We start from the raw sequence: 14,072 nt of genomic DNA, 5'->3' as shown, positions 1-14,072 counted from the left end.
CGCCACCCCTATCGCATGCAGCGATTGGGGTGGCGGAGTCACATCAGGGCAAGGTAATGGTCAGATTTGCGGCGCGCGGCGCCAGTTTCACGATGTCGCTATAGCCGCTGATGCTCGCCGCGGTGGCCTTGGACAGCATCATATTCATCGTGAAATAACCACCTAGTCCGATCAAGGCAAAGACTGAGCACAGTGCCCATAACGGCACTTCGGTACGCAATTTGTGCGCGATTTGATCTGGCCGTTCCCAGTGCGGTGCAAAGCCGGCACTCTTGCCTTTCATGCGGGCGATTTCATCCCCCAGGCGGGCCGTCAGATAACTCAGTTTTTCCGAGCCTTCGATAATGTATTTACCCTGGAAGCCGAGCAGCAGGCACATATGGAATATCTCCAGCACTTGCAAGTGCGCCAGGCCTTTGGCGCGCAGGTCTTCCAGGCGGGTAAAGAAGTGTTCTCCCGCGAGTTGGTCGCCGAACATGGTCAGTTGCAGCGGCCGCCGCGCCCAGGCGTCGCGGATGTTGAACTGCGAGTGCAGGATGATTTCATCCACTGCCGCGCAAAAGGCGTATTTGGCGGATTGGACATCTTCGGCGGAAACGTCCAGCTTTTTCGCGCCGCGATCGAAGTCGATCAGGAAGCGCTGCATTTTCGCGGTGAAGCTTTCTTCGTCAGTTGGCGCGCAACGGTTTTTGAGCAAAAACAATGCGTAAAAACCGTCGTACATCAGGTCGAGCAAGGAATTGGATGACTCGCTGACATCGGCCGTGGTGTGTTGGCCGGACGCATCGCCGAAGAGGGAGGGTGCTGAAGGTTTGTTCATGATGTCACTGCGAGAAGCTCAAGTTTAAGATCGTTGATGCCGGATGGTACGTAAATCGAAATCGACTGCGCCTGCAGCATGCGCTCGTACATCGGACCCTTGTTGTCCAGCGCGAAGTAATAAGTGTCAGGCCGTACCGGCAATGCCGCCGGCACTTGCGGCGAGTGCGACAGCTTGACCCCGGGCATCGCCGACAACACGAATTTATCGACGTCGTCCGGTGCGCCGATCTTGAAGCGCAGCGGAACAATGTCGACCAGTTCGATGGCCGGCATGCTGGCGCCGACCGCCAGGTAGAACGCCGTTTTATCGTCGATTTTGCCGGAATCGAGCATGCCGTGGTGATGCGATGGCTTGATTTCTGACAGTGCGATCGAGAAATAGCGCGACGAAATCACGGTATCGAGCAGGTCGCGAATAATGGTGTCCAGCTTGGCGAAACTGGGGCCCGGATCCTGATGCTGGTATACCGGCAGGTCGGACAGCGCATAGCCTTTTGAGAACGTCATCAAGGCGCCGGCCAGACTCAGCAGTTGCTCATACAGGCGTTCGGGATGGAAGGCCGGATGATGGAAGTAATGGGTCAGCGAGGCGAACGCGGAACTGGCAGTGTGCAGCAGCCAGAATGACGAGATGTCGCCGGAGCGGAATTCGATGACGTTTTTGCTCGGCTCGCGATGGTGGCCGTACAGCGCGCTGACCTTGGCCTGCAGTGCATCCATCAGGCGGCGCAGCTGGATATATAAGGCCGGTGCGCTGCGAATGGTCAGGCTGGGCGCGATGAAAGTAGGGTCCGATTCAAAGCCGCCGGTCGAGATCCGGCGCAATCGTATCAGCGGAAAACTGACCAGCGAATCGCGCGGCTCGAATTCGGATACCAGACGCACCGATTTTTTCAGGTAGCTCAGCTCGGCCTCGGCCGCTTGCGTGAACAAGTCGGGCGTGGCGGCGTTGATCTGGGTGTAGCGGGTGGCGTTATTGCTCTGGCCCAGCGGTGAAAAATTGCCGCCGAATCCCTTCAGGTACGGCAACGCCGCATAGTAGGTAATGGTTTGCTGGGCGTGCGGGACATTGCTTAAATCCACGACTTCCGGCAGATCATCCTCATCCGGCGCTTTGTAAATTTCGCCATCCTGGAAAATCACCGACAGTTCCAGCAAGCGCAAGGTGTTGTTGGCTAGCGCATCCCGATCCAGTTGCAGGGCCAGCACGCCCCAGGCGTAAGGGTGCAGCGCGTTGACCGTTTCATGCAGCCGGTTCTCGTGATACCGGTCCTGTTGCTGGAAATGCTGCGGACGCAGGAATAGCCCTTCGCCCCACAAAACTTTGGATGTTTGATTCACGTTTTTTTACTCATAAGTAATATTGCTCAAATAGCCGTATCAATGCTTACTGGCATGCTGTCGGCGCTGAGTACTTGTTCGAGCCATTGTCGCTGGACACTGCGACGCCGGCGCCGACCGTCAGCGCACAAGCATTGGCGCCGACGATAATGCCGCTTTTCTCGGCTGGTTCTGTTGGGAAAGTCGCTTTCCAGCGCTGCGCAGCCGGCTTGCGGAACAACGCGACGACGCCGACAAAGCCTGCTTCCCTGGTGACCTTCTCGCTGATTTCGTAATGTTGGCCGGGCACCAGCGTCACTTCTTTGACTTCGATCAAGTCAGCGCCCAGTACATCTTTTTCTTTCTGCGGATTCGTAAAAGTGTCATATGTTGCTTGCAGGAATGCACCATCCTGCCTAAGTTTGTATACGCGGGTGACCAGCGCGAGAGGCTTGCCATCGCTATCCGTATTGAGATTGCTCCCGGCATGGAGCTTGATCGCGATGGTTCGCGGCGGCTTCTGGGCATCCGGTATGTCGGGCTTGGTGAGGCCGGACATTTGCAGCACGGAACTCGCCACCGAGCCGACCGCCGATACGGCGCCCGCCGCACAACCGCCCAAACTGAGCACTGCTGCTAACGAAGTTATTGCAAATAGAAAACGCATGAGTCGATCTTTAATATTGATTGGCGGCATCATAATAGCATGCTAGGATGCCAACTTTAAAAAGTTGATACCTGGATATATTGTATGTTAGCAACTGGGGTTTTTGAGATATGTTGCACCTTCGTAACGATGCTCAACAGAATTTTAGTGCGAACCAGCAATATGGTATCTGCATCCACGAGATTTTGTTAAGATTTATCCTATTTAAAAATTCCCGTGAAGAAAGTTGGCCCAAGATGAATCGAATAAAAGGTAAATTGCTATGCGGCATGGCACTGTCCTGTTTACTGGCTGCGTGTGCGACCACGCCGGCGACGGTAGACCCTGCAGCGAAGCTGGATGCGGTGGTGGCCGAGGCGGATGCAGCGCAAAAAGCCGGGCAAACCGACAAGGCAGTCAAGTTGCTCAAGGATGCAACCGGTGCATTTCCAGCAGACAAGGCGCCGTGGGTGCGCTTGGCGCAAATCAAGTTTGACGGCGAAAACTACGGCGAAGCCATCAACTATGCGCTGGAGGGATTGCAGCGCGATCCAAAAGACAAAGTGGCCAACAGCATCGTTGCCGTCGGCGGCCTGAGACTGTCGACCAAAGCATTGAATGAGTTGCGCACGCAAAATGATTTGAACGGCAATGTGCGCTCCGAAGCGCAAGGCCTGGCAAAAATATTGCGCGAAAGCCTGGGCGAAACAGTGTTGCTGCCAGCCAACCCGCCACGGCCCAAAGTCATACGGCCTGTAGTCAAAAAGGGCGCGGTCCCGACCTCCAAGCCTAGCACTCCAGCGGAACCCGCAAGCGGCGAAGCGAACCCTTTCGGATCGTTGCAATAAAACACATGAATCCTGAACTTGCCGGCTGAGTTCAGGATTTGATTATTTAGTAAGCCTCAGTGGAGTTTTTATGGCTAAGAAAGAAAGCATACAAAAACGTTTGCAGAAAGTCCGTCCGCCGCGCGTGCAGATGACTTACGACGTTGAAATCGGCGACGCCATCGAGCAGAAGGAATTGCCGTTTGTGATGGGTGTGGTCGGCGATTTCAGCGGCAAGTCCGATGTCCCTCAAAGCAAGCTGAAAGACCGCAAGTTCATCAATATCGACAACGATAATTTCGACGAGGTATTGAAGGGCATCGAGCCTAAGGCAACTTTCCGCGTGCCGAATCATTTGAGCGACGAAGGCGGCGAGTTCGGCGTCGAACTCAAGTTCAAGTCAATCGACGATTTCCGTCCGGAATCCATCGTGCAGCAAGTCGAGCCGCTGAAAAAGCTGCTCGAAGCGCGCACCAAGTTGGCTGACTTGCGCAACAAACTGGCCGGCAACGACAAGCTGGAAGACATCCTGAACGATGTCCTCAACAGCACCGAAAAGCTGGCCAGCTTGAGCAAGCAAACCAAGAAGCAGGAGGACTGAGATGGCGTTACAACAAAGTGCATTGTCCCCGGTAAATTCGGCCGTCTCCGAATCCGGCTTGCTCGACCAGATCGTCGAGCAGAGCAAAGTCGCCAAGTCCAGCGCAGAGCATGACCGCGCCAAAGACATTATTTCCGAACTCGTCAACCAGGTGATGCAAGGCACTGTGGTGGTCTCCGAGAATCTGTCGGCGACCATCGACGCCCGGGTTGCCGAGCTGGATAGATTGATTTCGGCGCAGGTCAGCGCAGTGATCCATGCGCCCGAATTCCAGAAGCTGGAAAGCAGCTGGACCGGCTTGCATTACCTGGTCTTCAATTCGACTTCCGGCCCGAACATCAAAATCAAGGTTTTGAACGCGACCAAAAAAGAATTGGTGAAAGACTTCCAGTCCGCGCTCGAATTCGACCAAAGCGCGGTCTTCAAGAAAGTCTACGAAGAAGAATTCGGCACTTTCGGCGGCTCGCCGTTCGGCGCGCTGCTGGGCGATTTTGAAATCAGCCGGCAGCCGGAAGACATGTATTTCATCGAGCAGATGTCGCACATCGCGGCGGCTGCGCACGCACCGTTCATCTCTTCCGCTTCGCCCGAATTGTTCGGGCTGGAATCGTACAGCGAGCTCGGTAAGCCGCGCGACTTGGCCAAGATATTCGAGACCGTCGAATACGCAAAATGGAAGTCCTTCCGCGAGTCGGAAGATTCGCGTTACGTCGGCCTGACCTTGCCGCGCTTCCTGGGACGCCTGCCGTTCCATCCGCGCGACGGCGCGACGGTCGAAGGCTTCAACTTCGTCGAAGATGTCGACGGCACCGATCACTCCAAGTATTTGTGGTGTAACGCCGCCTACGCTTTCGGCACCAAGCTGACCAAGGCCTTCGAGGATTTCGGCTGGTGTGCGGCGATCCGTGGCGTTGAAGGCGGCGGCTTGGTGGAAGACCTGCCGACCCATACTTTCAAAACCGATGAAGGCGAAGTGGCGCTCAAGTGCCCAACCGAAATCGCGATTACCGATCGCCGCGAGAAGGAATTGAGCGACCTCGGTTTCATCTCATTGGTCCATTGCAAAAATACCGACTACGCGGCGTTTTTCGGCGCGCAATCGAGCCAGAAAGCTAAAAAGTACAACACCGATTCGGCCAATGCCAACGCCGTATTGTCCTCGCAGCTTCAGTATATTTTTGCCGTATCGCGTATTGCGCACTACATGAAAGCCATGATGCGCGACAAAATCGGCAGCTTTGCTTCGGCCGCCAACGTTGAGGATTTCCTCAATCGCTGGTTGACCCAGTATGTGCTGCTTGATGACAACGCCAGCCAGGAAGCCAAAGCGCAATTCCCGTTGCGTGAAGCCTCCGTGCAGGTGTCTGAAGTGCCGGGGCGCCCTGGCGTCTATCGTGCGGTGTCGTTTTTGCGTCCGCATTTCCAGCTTGACGAACTTTCAGTTTCACTCCGCTTGGTTGCTGAGTTACCAGAGTCAACCAAGTCTTAACTTTAACAATAAGGGGAATTACCATGGCAATTGACGTATACCTGCAAATCGACGGCATCAAAGGCGAATCGACCGACGACATCCATAAAGACTGGATCGAGTGCAAATCGGTACAGTGGGAAGTGCTGCAACCAAAATCGGCTACCGCATCGACCGGTGGCGGTCACACTGCAGAACGTTGCGAACACAAAGACATCGTGTTTGCAAAACACGCAGACTTGGCGACTCCGCTGCTGTTGCAAAACTGCTCGTCGGGCAAAACCATTCCGAAAGCAAAGTTCGAATTCCTGCGCGCTGACGGCAAGGGCGATCGCATCAAATACTTCGAAATCGAACTGGAAAACGTCCTGATTTCCGGCGTTACTCCATCCGTGGCCGAAGGCGATATCTTGGGCGAAAACGTTAGCCTGAAATATTCCAAGGTCAAATGGAAGTACACGCAACAAAAAATCGGTGGCGGCTCCGGCGGCAACACATCCGGCGGCTGGGATCTGTCGACCAACAAGATCGTTTAAATCCCGGATTGCCAAAGAGAACCGTAGCATCTCGGTGCTACGGTTTTTTTCCTTTAGCGTTTGGCGACGCCTCCATCTTTTTTATTACTTCTGAAACGGTAAGCCATGAAAGGTTTCACTCCGGGATTGTTTGACAGATTGATGGGCGATAGCGCGCCGAATCAGTCCGATCTCGTGCAGCGATTATCCATGGAGTCGTTGAAGGATACGGTTGCCCGCGATCTCGAGGCGATGTTGAACACCCGCACCGTCATTCCCGAAGATTTGCTGGAAAAATTCCCCGAGTGCGGCAAGTCGATATTGACCTATGGCTTGAACGATTTTGCCGGCTTGAGTTTGGCCAGCCTGGATGATCGCGCCTTTATCTGCCGCTGCTTGCAGGAGGGCATCGCCCGCCACGAGCCGCGCCTGGTAAATGTCGTCGCTTCGCTGGAGTTGCGCGAAGGATCGATCAATCGGCTCAATTTCGTGATTTCGGCAATGCTGGTGGTGCATCCGGCCGAGGAAGCCGTCAGTTTCGACGCCGTGCTGCAGCCTTCCACCTTGCAATATTCAATCAGTAAAGTACGCCGCGCAACGCGCATGGACGGTTAACTTGGACCAATTACTTCCGTACTATGAACGAGAACTTGGCTTCTTAAGAAGGTATTCGCGCGAATTTTCAGAGCGCTACCCTAAGATTGCCGGTCGCCTGCTGATGGCTGGCGAAGTTTCCGAAGATCCGCATATCGAGCGGATGATCCAATCATTTGCGTTGATCAATGCCCGCACCTCCAAGCGGCTTGACGACGACTACCCCGAATTCACCGAAGCCCTGTTCGAGGTGCTTTATCCGCATTACCTGCGGCCATTCCCATCCTGCTCGATTGCGCGCTTCGATTTCAGCGAAGGCGTGGCGCAATTGACCAGCGTCATGCACATCCCGCGCGGCAAGGAGTTGAAGACGCGCCCGGTCAAGAATGTCGCGTGCAAGTTCAAAACAGCCTATGACGTCGCGGTCGCGCCGATCAAATTGTCGCATGCGGTATTCGACCCGATCATCGAAGCGCCGGATGCGGTGCAGCTGCCGACCAATGCCAGTTCCAGAATCGGCATCACCTTTGATGCGTACAGCGAACAACTCGGCTTCGGCCAGCTGGGCGTCAAGCAGCTGCGTCTGTTTATCGACGGCGAGCCGTCGTTTTGCGCCGGCCTCAGAGATGCGCTGTTCATGCGCACGGTGCGCGCTTATGTCGAACAGGGAAGCAGCGGCCGCTGGATCGCATTGAACAAGATCCCGGTAAAGCCGGTCGGCTTTGACGAGAGCGACTCGCTGATCGATTTTCCGGCCAGATCACATCCGGCATATCGCCTGTTGACCGAGTACTTTGCTTATCCCGAAAAATTCAATTTTGTTGACATCGACGTCGAGACGATCACCAGAGTTTTACCGCAAGGATGCAAGAAATTCACCCTGCATCTGGTCCTGTCCGGCTTGCGCGCCGATTCCAATACCGCCCGCATGCTGGGCACTTTGTCGGCCAAGAGCCTGCTGCTCGGCTGCACGCCGGTGATCAACCTGTTCAAGCAGCCCGGCGATCCGATCAGGCTGACTCACGCCAGCGCGTATTATCCGGTGCTGGTCGATTCCAGGCGGGCCTACGCCTACGAAGTGCATTCGATCGACTCGGTGAAGCTGGTGCGGCAAACGCCCGAAGGCGAGTCGGTCACCGAATTCCGGCCGTTCTACTCCTTGCGGCATGGCGAGAGCGCGGACAAGGCCGGGCACTACTACGCGATGCGGCGCGATGAGCTGGTCGCCTCCAGAAGCCCGGGCTACGAAACCGAGATCTCGATCGTCGACATCGACTTCGACCCGGCCGCGATCGAAACCGATACGCTCAGCATCGAACTGACCTGCTGCAACCGTGGCTTGCCGGCCCAGCTGGCCTATGGACTGCAAGACGGCGATCTATTCCTCGACGGCGATTCGACCGTGAGTTCGGTCAGTTTTTTAAGAAAACCTACCGAGCCGTGCCGCTTCGAACGCGGCCGCGGCGCGCATTGGCGCCTGATTTCCCATCTGGCCTTGAATCACCTGTCGCTGGCCAAGGGCGGCCTGGAAGCCCTGCAAGAAACATTGAACCTGTATGACTTGCCGCATTCGGCAATTTCCCAGCGCCAGATCGGCAGCATCGTCAGTGTCGACCATAAGGCCGCGACCGCCTGGCTGGCCGGCAATCCGTTTGCCTCGCTGGTGCGCGGCATCGAGATCAAAATCACCCTGGATGAGGAAGGCTTTGTCGGCAGCGGGATCCATGTATTCGCACATATCCTGGACCGCTTTTTCGGCCTGTATGTGCACGCCAACAGCTTTACGCAATTAGTCATAGCTTCAAAACGAACCGGTGAGGAGATACTGCGATGCTTGCCCCGCAGCGGAGATTCGAACCTAGCGTAATCCAGCGCCTGCTGGACAAGCCGCATCGGTTCCAGTTTTTCCAGGCCGTCATGATGCTGGAACTGTGGCTGAAACGAAACGGCATTCCTCACGAGGAAGCCGTGACGGATTACCTGCGCTTTCAGAATACGGTCTCGCTCGGCTTCCCCGCCAGCGAAATCGAAGCGCTGCAAGTCACGCCCAAACTGACCGAGCAATCGGTCGAAGCGCTGCTGGAAGCGCTGCAAACCAACCAGCTCGAAAACATCGCGCTGACGCCGACCTTCATCGGATTTCTGGGCGGCAGCGGAACCCTGCCAAGTCACTATTCGGAGCGCATCTCCGCGCATCAGCTGGTCGAAAAAGATCACGGCCCGCGCGCCTTCCTGGATACTTTTTCCAATCGCAGCGTGGCGCTGTTCTTCAAGGCCTGGCGCAAGTATCGGCTCGAATTCAAATATCAAATCGACGGCAAGGACAGCTTCCTGCCGCTGCTGATGTCATTGGCGGGACTGGGCCACCGGACCTTGCGCGGCCGCCTGGCGGACGAGGACGGCGGGGTGCTGGACGAGTCGATCGGCCACTTTGCCGCCGCCATCCGGCATCGGCCGCCGTCGGCCGCGTATATGCAGCGGGTGTTGCGCGACTATTTTTCGGTGCCGATCGAGATTGAACAATTCGTCGGTCATTGGTACGACGTGCCCAGCGATCAGCAAACCATGCTAGGCGCCACCAATGCCACCCTCGGCAGCGTCGCGATGGTCGGTGCGCGGGTGTGGCAGCGCGACCTCCGCATGCGCCTGAAAATCGGGCCGCTGGATCGCAAAAAATTCGTCAGCTTCTTGCCGGGCGGGGCTGCCGCGCTCGGCCTCAAGAAGATACTGACGATGTTCACCAGCGTCTTTCTTGAATACGAAGTACAGCTGATCCTGCGCGCCAACGAGGTGCAAAGCGCCAGCCTGGCCTCCAATCGCCTGGGCGGGCTGCTGGGCTGGGATACCTTTGTCGTCAGCAAGCCGGCACAGCATGACCGCACCGATGTCTGTTACGAAATTCACTCACTTTGACCCAATGGGAACGCTTACATGAGCATTAATCTCAAAACATTAATCAGCAAGCTGAACGACACCTCGCGCCTGGCGGCCGAACGTGCCGCCAACATCTGCGTCAGCCGCGGCCAATACGAAGTGGATATCGAACACTTGTTCCTGGCTCTGCTCGAACAGCCGAAAAGTGATTTCGCCGTCATCGCCCACAAATGCGGCATCAGCACCTCCTCCCTTGAAAGCGACCTGCAGCACGAAATCGATCGCTTTAAAAACGGCAATTCGCGCACCCCGGTATTTTCGCCGCACCTGCCGAAACTGTTTGAGCACGCGTGGCTGATCGCTTCGCTCGACAACCAGTCGGCCCGCATCCGCAGCGGCCATTTGCTGCTGGCCTTGCTGACCGAACCCGACCTGGTGCAACTGGCCTATCGCGGCTCCAAACTGTTCGTCAAGTTCAAGCTGGACGAACTCAAACATGATTTGGCAAAACTGACCGAAGGCTCGCAAGAAAGCGTCTCCGCTGCCGCCAACGACGCCGCAGCAGAAGACGACGGCCGCGATCCGGTGCAACAGTTGACCACCGGCGGCGAAGCCTCGAAAACGCCATCGCTGGATAAATTCACCACCAACCTGACCCAGCGCGCACGCGAAGGCAAGGTCGATCCGGTGATCGGACGCGATGCCGAAATCCGCCAGGCAATTGACATCCTGATGCGGCGCCGGCAAAACAACCCGATCCTGACCGGCGAGGCCGGCGTCGGCAAAACCGCGGTGGTCGAAGGCCTGGCGTTGCGGATTGCGCAAAAAGACGTACCCGATGTGTTGCAAGGGGTAGAAGTGCATACGCTGGATATGGGCCTGCTGCAAGCCGGCGCCAGCGTCAAGGGCGAGTTTGAAAACCGCCTGAAAAGCGTCATCGACGAAGTCAAGAAAAGCTCGCACGCCATCATCCTGTTCATCGACGAAGCGCACACCATGATAGGCGCCGGCGGCCAGGCTGGACAGAACGACGCCGCCAACTTGCTCAAGCCGGCGCTGGCGCGCGGCGAGCTGCGCACCATCGCCGCCACCACCTGGAGCGAATACAAAAAGTATTTCGAAAAAGACGCCGCGCTGGCGCGTCGCTTCCAGGTCGTCAAGGTCGAAGAACCGAGCGAAGAACTGGCCTGCGCCATGCTGCGCGGGATGGCGCCGCTGATGGAAAAACATTTCAACGTGCGCGTGTTCGACGAAGCGATCACCGAAGCGGTACGCCTGTCGCATCGCTACATCAGTGGCCGCCAGCTGCCGGACAAAGCCATCAGTGTGCTTGACACCGCCTGCGCCAAAGTCGCGCTCGGTCAAAACGCGACACCGGCGCTGATTGAAAACATCGTCAAGAAACTGGAACGCCTGACCGCTGAACTGACATCGCTGGAACGCGAAGCCAATGCCGGCGGCAAACACGCGGAGCGCCTGCAGGAGCTGCGCAGCCTGCAGACCACATTGACCGCGGAACTGGCGACCCATCGCGCACGCTGGGAAAAAGAAAAAGAACTGACCGATCGCATCAAGGCTGCCCGCACCGAGCTGGAAGCGACGCCGTCCGCGGAGCAGACGCCCGCTGCCGATGCCGGCAAACCGGCAAAGAAAGCCGCCAAAGACAGCAAGGAAGCGCAGGAGCTGGCAAAACTGATCGAAGAGTTGAAGCAGTTGCAAGGCGAGACGCCAATGGTGCCGGTCCAGGTCGACGGCATGGTCGTGGCGGAAATCGTCGCCAGTTGGACCGGCATCCCGCTAGGCAAAATGGTCAAGGACGAGATCAAGACCGTGATCAACCTGAGCGCCTTGCTGCACGAACGGGTGCTCGGCCAATCGCATGCGATTGAAGCCGTGGCCCAGCGCGTGCGGACCTCGCGCGCCAACCTGGACGACCCCAACAAGCCCAAGGGTGTGTTCCTGTTCGTCGGACCGTCCGGCGTCGGCAAAACCGAGACCGCGCTGGCGCTGGCCGACGTCCTGTACGGCGGCGAGCGCAAACTGGTCACGATCAACATGAGCGAATACCAGGAAGCACACAGCGTGTCCGGCCTCAAAGGATCGCCGCCGGGCTATGTCGGTTACGGCGAAGGCGGCGTTCTGACCGAAGCGGTGCGCCGCAATCCATACAGCGTGGTGCTGCTGGACGAGGTCGAAAAAGCCCACCCGGACGTGCTCGAACTGTTCTTCCAGGTATTCGACAAGGGTGTGCTGGACGACGCCGAAGGGCGCGAAATCGACTTCAAGAACACCATCATCATCCTGACCAGCAATGTGGCGTCCAGCCTGATCATGCAGAGCTGCCTGAACAAGCCGGCCGAAGAAATGCCGACTACCGAAGCGCTGGAAGAAGCGGTACGCCCGCATTTGGTCAAGGCATTCAAACCGGCGTTCCTGGGGCGCTTGAAGGTGATCCCGTACTACCCGATTTCGGACGACGTGCTGGTCGAGATCATCCACCTCAAGCTGGGCCGTATCCAGAAACGCATCGCCGTCAATCACAAGGCCGAATTCAGCTACGACGAACCGCTGGTCGAGGCAGTGCTGGCGCGTTGCACCGAAGTCGATTCCGGTGCGCGCAATGTCGACAACATCCTGAACGGCGCCTTGCTGCCCGAGATCGCAGAAACCGTCCTGGCCAAAATGGCAGAGGGCGGCAGCATCGCCAAGATCAAGGTCAGCGCCAGCAAGCAAGGACAGTTCAAATACGCCATCAAGTAAGAGCCCTAACGCAGTTATTCAACCGAGTCAAAGGAGCGAACCATGGATGAGGCAGTCAAGCAGCAAATTTTAAGTCAGTGTTATTCCAGGCGGTACGACACCGAATACCGGCGCCAATACCAATACCAGTCTGACGCAACAGACGTGCGCAACTACGTCAAACTGAAACCTGCCGAGATTATCGACCTGCTCGATAACGCCGCTTTTACCGCACGCGCTCAGGCCCGCAACCTGCTGCAATTGATGCGGGTCCAGCTCTGGCTGCCGTCGGCTGCGCCGCATGCAGGTGGTACTGGCGACGCGCGCGGGGTGGACAACAATCTGCACATCACGCTCAAAGTCGGCAACCGGAGTTATCACTTGCGCTGTAAGGAACTGCCTTCTTTACACGTGATCCAGATCACCGGCTAAGCAAGTTATCGACTCTATGGCTTTCTGGCGCGTCAGGCTTGATTTTTGTTGCCTGGATAGCAATGAATTGCCATGAAGTTCAATAGAGTTTATAGTCGCCCGTCACTGACATCCTGTTATCAGCCGCGCTCCTGCCCCAAGCGGGAAGCGGCTTAACCACCACCACTGGAGTCCACTATGACTAGCGACAACAAGCCCAAAGAACCCCAGCAACCACCGGCGGAAGCCGAAGAACCGAAAGCGCCGGCATCCAAGGCCGAAGGCCGGAGCCAAACCAGCCAACAGATCGTCGCCGCGCAGGATATTTGCGAGGATTTGATCAGCATGGCGGAGACCGCCGAAACCGAGGGCTTGACCCGGGAAGAGGCGGTCAAGCTGGCGGTTTCCATGCGGACCAAAATCGAGGGCTTGGAAACCATTTTGAAGGTGATCCATAACAACGGCCCTCAGCAAGTCCGTCCCGATCCGGAATTCCCGCCCCGACTAAGCCTGGCCCAGAGCGAACAACTGCTGCACACGGTGATCGCCAGCTGCGCCATGATGACGCGCCAGGCCGAAGAAAAGCTGGCAGAACTCCAGCAAAAGAGCGGCATGCCGCTGCTCAAACCGCATTAAGTCCCACTATAGTTGCCGCCACAGATCGCCCTAACCGGCAGGGCGATTTCAACCAGGCATGCGCCATCCGTTTCGCCTTCTGAGGTATAAGCCTCGAACCGGATCGTAGCCACTCCCGGGGCGTCGCCGACGGCAACTCCCTGCAACGTGAAGTTGAGCGAGTCGGCCGGCGCCAGCGCCGCGTTGTCGGGATCCGTCGCGATCAAATCGAACGCAAAATACCCCACCGGTTGAATCTTGCAAGTTTGCGCAACCCATCCAGTTGCCTGAGCGAACGGCAACATGGCGTCGCTGGTCGACAGGTCGTCCTGTTTCACGCCGACCGGAATATAAAAGACCGCAAGCGGAACGTTCAGCGCCGTGACGGCGAGATTGGTCAGACTCATTTCGAGCGTCGCCACTGACCGATTCAGTGGCGTCGAACCAGTGACCCACTCGGGCGCCACGGTCAGCCTCAACAAATCTTCTTGCCTGCCGTGTGGAAGAAAAATGTCATCGTCTTGCTGTGCCATGCTGGTACCTCCGTGAAAACCGAGGCAGGAGGAGTGCGCCGAAGAAGGGTGGAGGGCGGCTGCAGTGGCTGCCTCTTTGGGGATTGTGTGCCTGTGTCGCGCTTGGT

General features: G+C 57.0%; 14 protein-coding genes. 10 read left to right on the top strand and 4 right to left on the bottom strand.

Translation table 11 applies throughout. The features are described from left to right. Positions 1-43: 43 nt before the first annotated feature. The 3 genes from icmH to tssJ are packed head-to-tail and all read right to left on the bottom strand — an operon-like array spanning position 44 to position 2,809. A complete protein-coding gene (gene icmH, locus ACFPM8_RS06440; protein WP_378996211.1) occupies positions 44-820 on the bottom strand; it encodes a type IVB secretion system protein IcmH/DotU in 777 nt (258 codons plus the stop codon). Continuing rightward, complete coding sequence (gene tssK, locus ACFPM8_RS06435) at positions 817-2,163, bottom strand: type VI secretion system baseplate subunit TssK (protein ID WP_378996209.1); 1,347 nt, start codon at positions 2,161-2,163, stop codon at positions 817-819. Before tssK ends, icmH begins: the two co-directional genes overlap by 4 nt. A 46-nt stretch (positions 2,164-2,209) precedes the next feature. Further along, a complete protein-coding gene (gene tssJ, locus ACFPM8_RS06430; protein WP_378996207.1) occupies positions 2,210-2,809 on the bottom strand; it encodes a type VI secretion system lipoprotein TssJ in 600 nt (199 codons plus the stop codon). 236 nt (positions 2,810-3,045) lie between these two features. Here tssJ and ACFPM8_RS06425 point away from each other — a divergent pair, with 236 nt between their 5' ends. From ACFPM8_RS06425 to ACFPM8_RS06380, 10 genes are all read left to right on the top strand, one after another. Beyond that, on the top strand, positions 3,046-3,636 hold the full coding sequence (locus tag ACFPM8_RS06425; RefSeq protein ID WP_378996205.1) for a tetratricopeptide repeat protein: 591 nt from the start codon (positions 3,046-3,048) through the stop codon (positions 3,634-3,636). Positions 3,637-3,706: 70 nt separating this feature from the next. Beyond that, positions 3,707-4,216, top strand: coding sequence for a type VI secretion system contractile sheath small subunit (gene tssB, locus ACFPM8_RS06420; RefSeq protein ID WP_378996203.1), 510 nt, complete (start codon positions 3,707-3,709; stop codon positions 4,214-4,216). Position 4,217: 1 nt separating this feature from the next. After that, positions 4,218-5,705 carry a type VI secretion system contractile sheath large subunit gene (gene tssC, locus ACFPM8_RS06415; protein WP_378996201.1) on the top strand — a complete coding sequence of 496 codons (1,488 nt, stop codon included), beginning with the start codon at positions 4,218-4,220 and terminating at the stop codon, positions 5,703-5,705. Positions 5,706-5,728: 23 nt separating this feature from the next. Beyond that, positions 5,729-6,220, top strand: a complete 492-nt coding sequence (locus ACFPM8_RS06410) for an Hcp family type VI secretion system effector (RefSeq protein WP_378996198.1) — start codon at positions 5,729-5,731, stop codon at positions 6,218-6,220. Between the two features lie 105 nt (positions 6,221-6,325). After that, positions 6,326-6,814: a type VI secretion system baseplate subunit TssE gene (gene tssE, locus ACFPM8_RS06405; protein ID WP_378996196.1), complete on the top strand. Its 489-nt coding sequence runs from the start codon at positions 6,326-6,328 to the stop codon at positions 6,812-6,814. 1 nt (position 6,815) lies between these two features. After that, the gene (gene tssF, locus ACFPM8_RS06400) at positions 6,816-8,660 is read left to right on the top strand and encodes a type VI secretion system baseplate subunit TssF (RefSeq protein WP_378996194.1); all 1,845 of its coding nucleotides are present in this window, start codon (positions 6,816-6,818) and stop codon (positions 8,658-8,660) included. Next, positions 8,624-9,706 carry a type VI secretion system baseplate subunit TssG gene (tssG, locus tag ACFPM8_RS06395; RefSeq protein WP_378996192.1) on the top strand — a complete coding sequence of 361 codons (1,083 nt, stop codon included), beginning with the start codon at positions 8,624-8,626 and terminating at the stop codon, positions 9,704-9,706. The genes tssF and tssG overlap by 37 nt, the downstream gene beginning before the upstream one ends. 18 nt (positions 9,707-9,724) lie before the next feature. After that, the gene (gene tssH / locus ACFPM8_RS06390) at positions 9,725-12,427 is read left to right on the top strand and encodes a type VI secretion system ATPase TssH (RefSeq protein WP_378996190.1); all 2,703 of its coding nucleotides are present in this window, start codon (positions 9,725-9,727) and stop codon (positions 12,425-12,427) included. A 42-nt stretch (positions 12,428-12,469) separates the two neighbouring features. Next, a complete protein-coding gene (locus tag ACFPM8_RS06385; RefSeq protein WP_378996188.1) occupies positions 12,470-12,838 on the top strand; it encodes a hypothetical protein in 369 nt (122 codons plus the stop codon). 177 nt (positions 12,839-13,015) lie between these two features. After that, the gene (locus tag ACFPM8_RS06380; RefSeq protein WP_378996186.1) at positions 13,016-13,453 is read left to right on the top strand and encodes a hypothetical protein; all 438 of its coding nucleotides are present in this window, start codon (positions 13,016-13,018) and stop codon (positions 13,451-13,453) included. Here ACFPM8_RS06380 and ACFPM8_RS06375 read toward each other — a convergent pair. Next, positions 13,450-13,965, bottom strand: a complete 516-nt coding sequence (locus tag ACFPM8_RS06375) for a hypothetical protein (RefSeq protein ID WP_378996184.1) — start codon at positions 13,963-13,965, stop codon at positions 13,450-13,452. The genes ACFPM8_RS06380 and ACFPM8_RS06375 overlap by 4 nt on opposite strands. Between the last annotated feature and the right edge of the window lie 107 nt (positions 13,966-14,072).

It is taken from the genome of Paraherbaspirillum soli (assembly GCF_042654985.1).
In the GTDB taxonomy this organism is placed as follows: domain Bacteria; phylum Pseudomonadota; class Gammaproteobacteria; order Burkholderiales; family Burkholderiaceae_D; genus Paraherbaspirillum; species Paraherbaspirillum soli.
Note: the sequence above shows the minus strand (reverse complement) of the source record. Positions and strands in the feature narration are given on the sequence as shown.

Excerpts from the sequence above, each read along its gene's own strand:
- tssC (WP_378996201.1), top strand. The coding sequence starts at position 4,218 with ATGGCGTTACAACAAAGTGCATTGTCCCCGGTAAATTCGGCCGTCTCC.
- ACFPM8_RS06410 (WP_378996198.1), top strand. The coding sequence starts at position 5,729 with ATGGCAATTGACGTATACCTGCAAATCGACGGCATCAAAGGCGAATCG.
- tssJ (WP_378996207.1), bottom strand. The coding sequence starts at position 2,809 with ATGCGTTTTCTATTTGCAATAACTTCGTTAGCAGCAGTGCTCAGTTTG.
- ACFPM8_RS06380 (WP_378996186.1), top strand. The coding sequence starts at position 13,016 with ATGACTAGCGACAACAAGCCCAAAGAACCCCAGCAACCACCGGCGGAA.
- icmH (WP_378996211.1), bottom strand. The coding sequence starts at position 820 with ATGAACAAACCTTCAGCACCCTCCCTCTTCGGCGATGCGTCCGGCCAA.
- tssB (WP_378996203.1), top strand. The coding sequence starts at position 3,707 with ATGGCTAAGAAAGAAAGCATACAAAAACGTTTGCAGAAAGTCCGTCCG.
- ACFPM8_RS06385 (WP_378996188.1), top strand. The coding sequence starts at position 12,470 with ATGGATGAGGCAGTCAAGCAGCAAATTTTAAGTCAGTGTTATTCCAGG.
- tssE (WP_378996196.1), top strand. The coding sequence starts at position 6,326 with ATGAAAGGTTTCACTCCGGGATTGTTTGACAGATTGATGGGCGATAGC.
- ACFPM8_RS06375 (WP_378996184.1), bottom strand. The coding sequence starts at position 13,965 with ATGGCACAGCAAGACGATGACATTTTTCTTCCACACGGCAGGCAAGAA.
- tssG (WP_378996192.1), top strand. The coding sequence starts at position 8,624 with ATGCTTGCCCCGCAGCGGAGATTCGAACCTAGCGTAATCCAGCGCCTG.
- tssH (WP_378996190.1), top strand. The coding sequence starts at position 9,725 with ATGAGCATTAATCTCAAAACATTAATCAGCAAGCTGAACGACACCTCG.
- ACFPM8_RS06425 (WP_378996205.1), top strand. The coding sequence starts at position 3,046 with ATGAATCGAATAAAAGGTAAATTGCTATGCGGCATGGCACTGTCCTGT.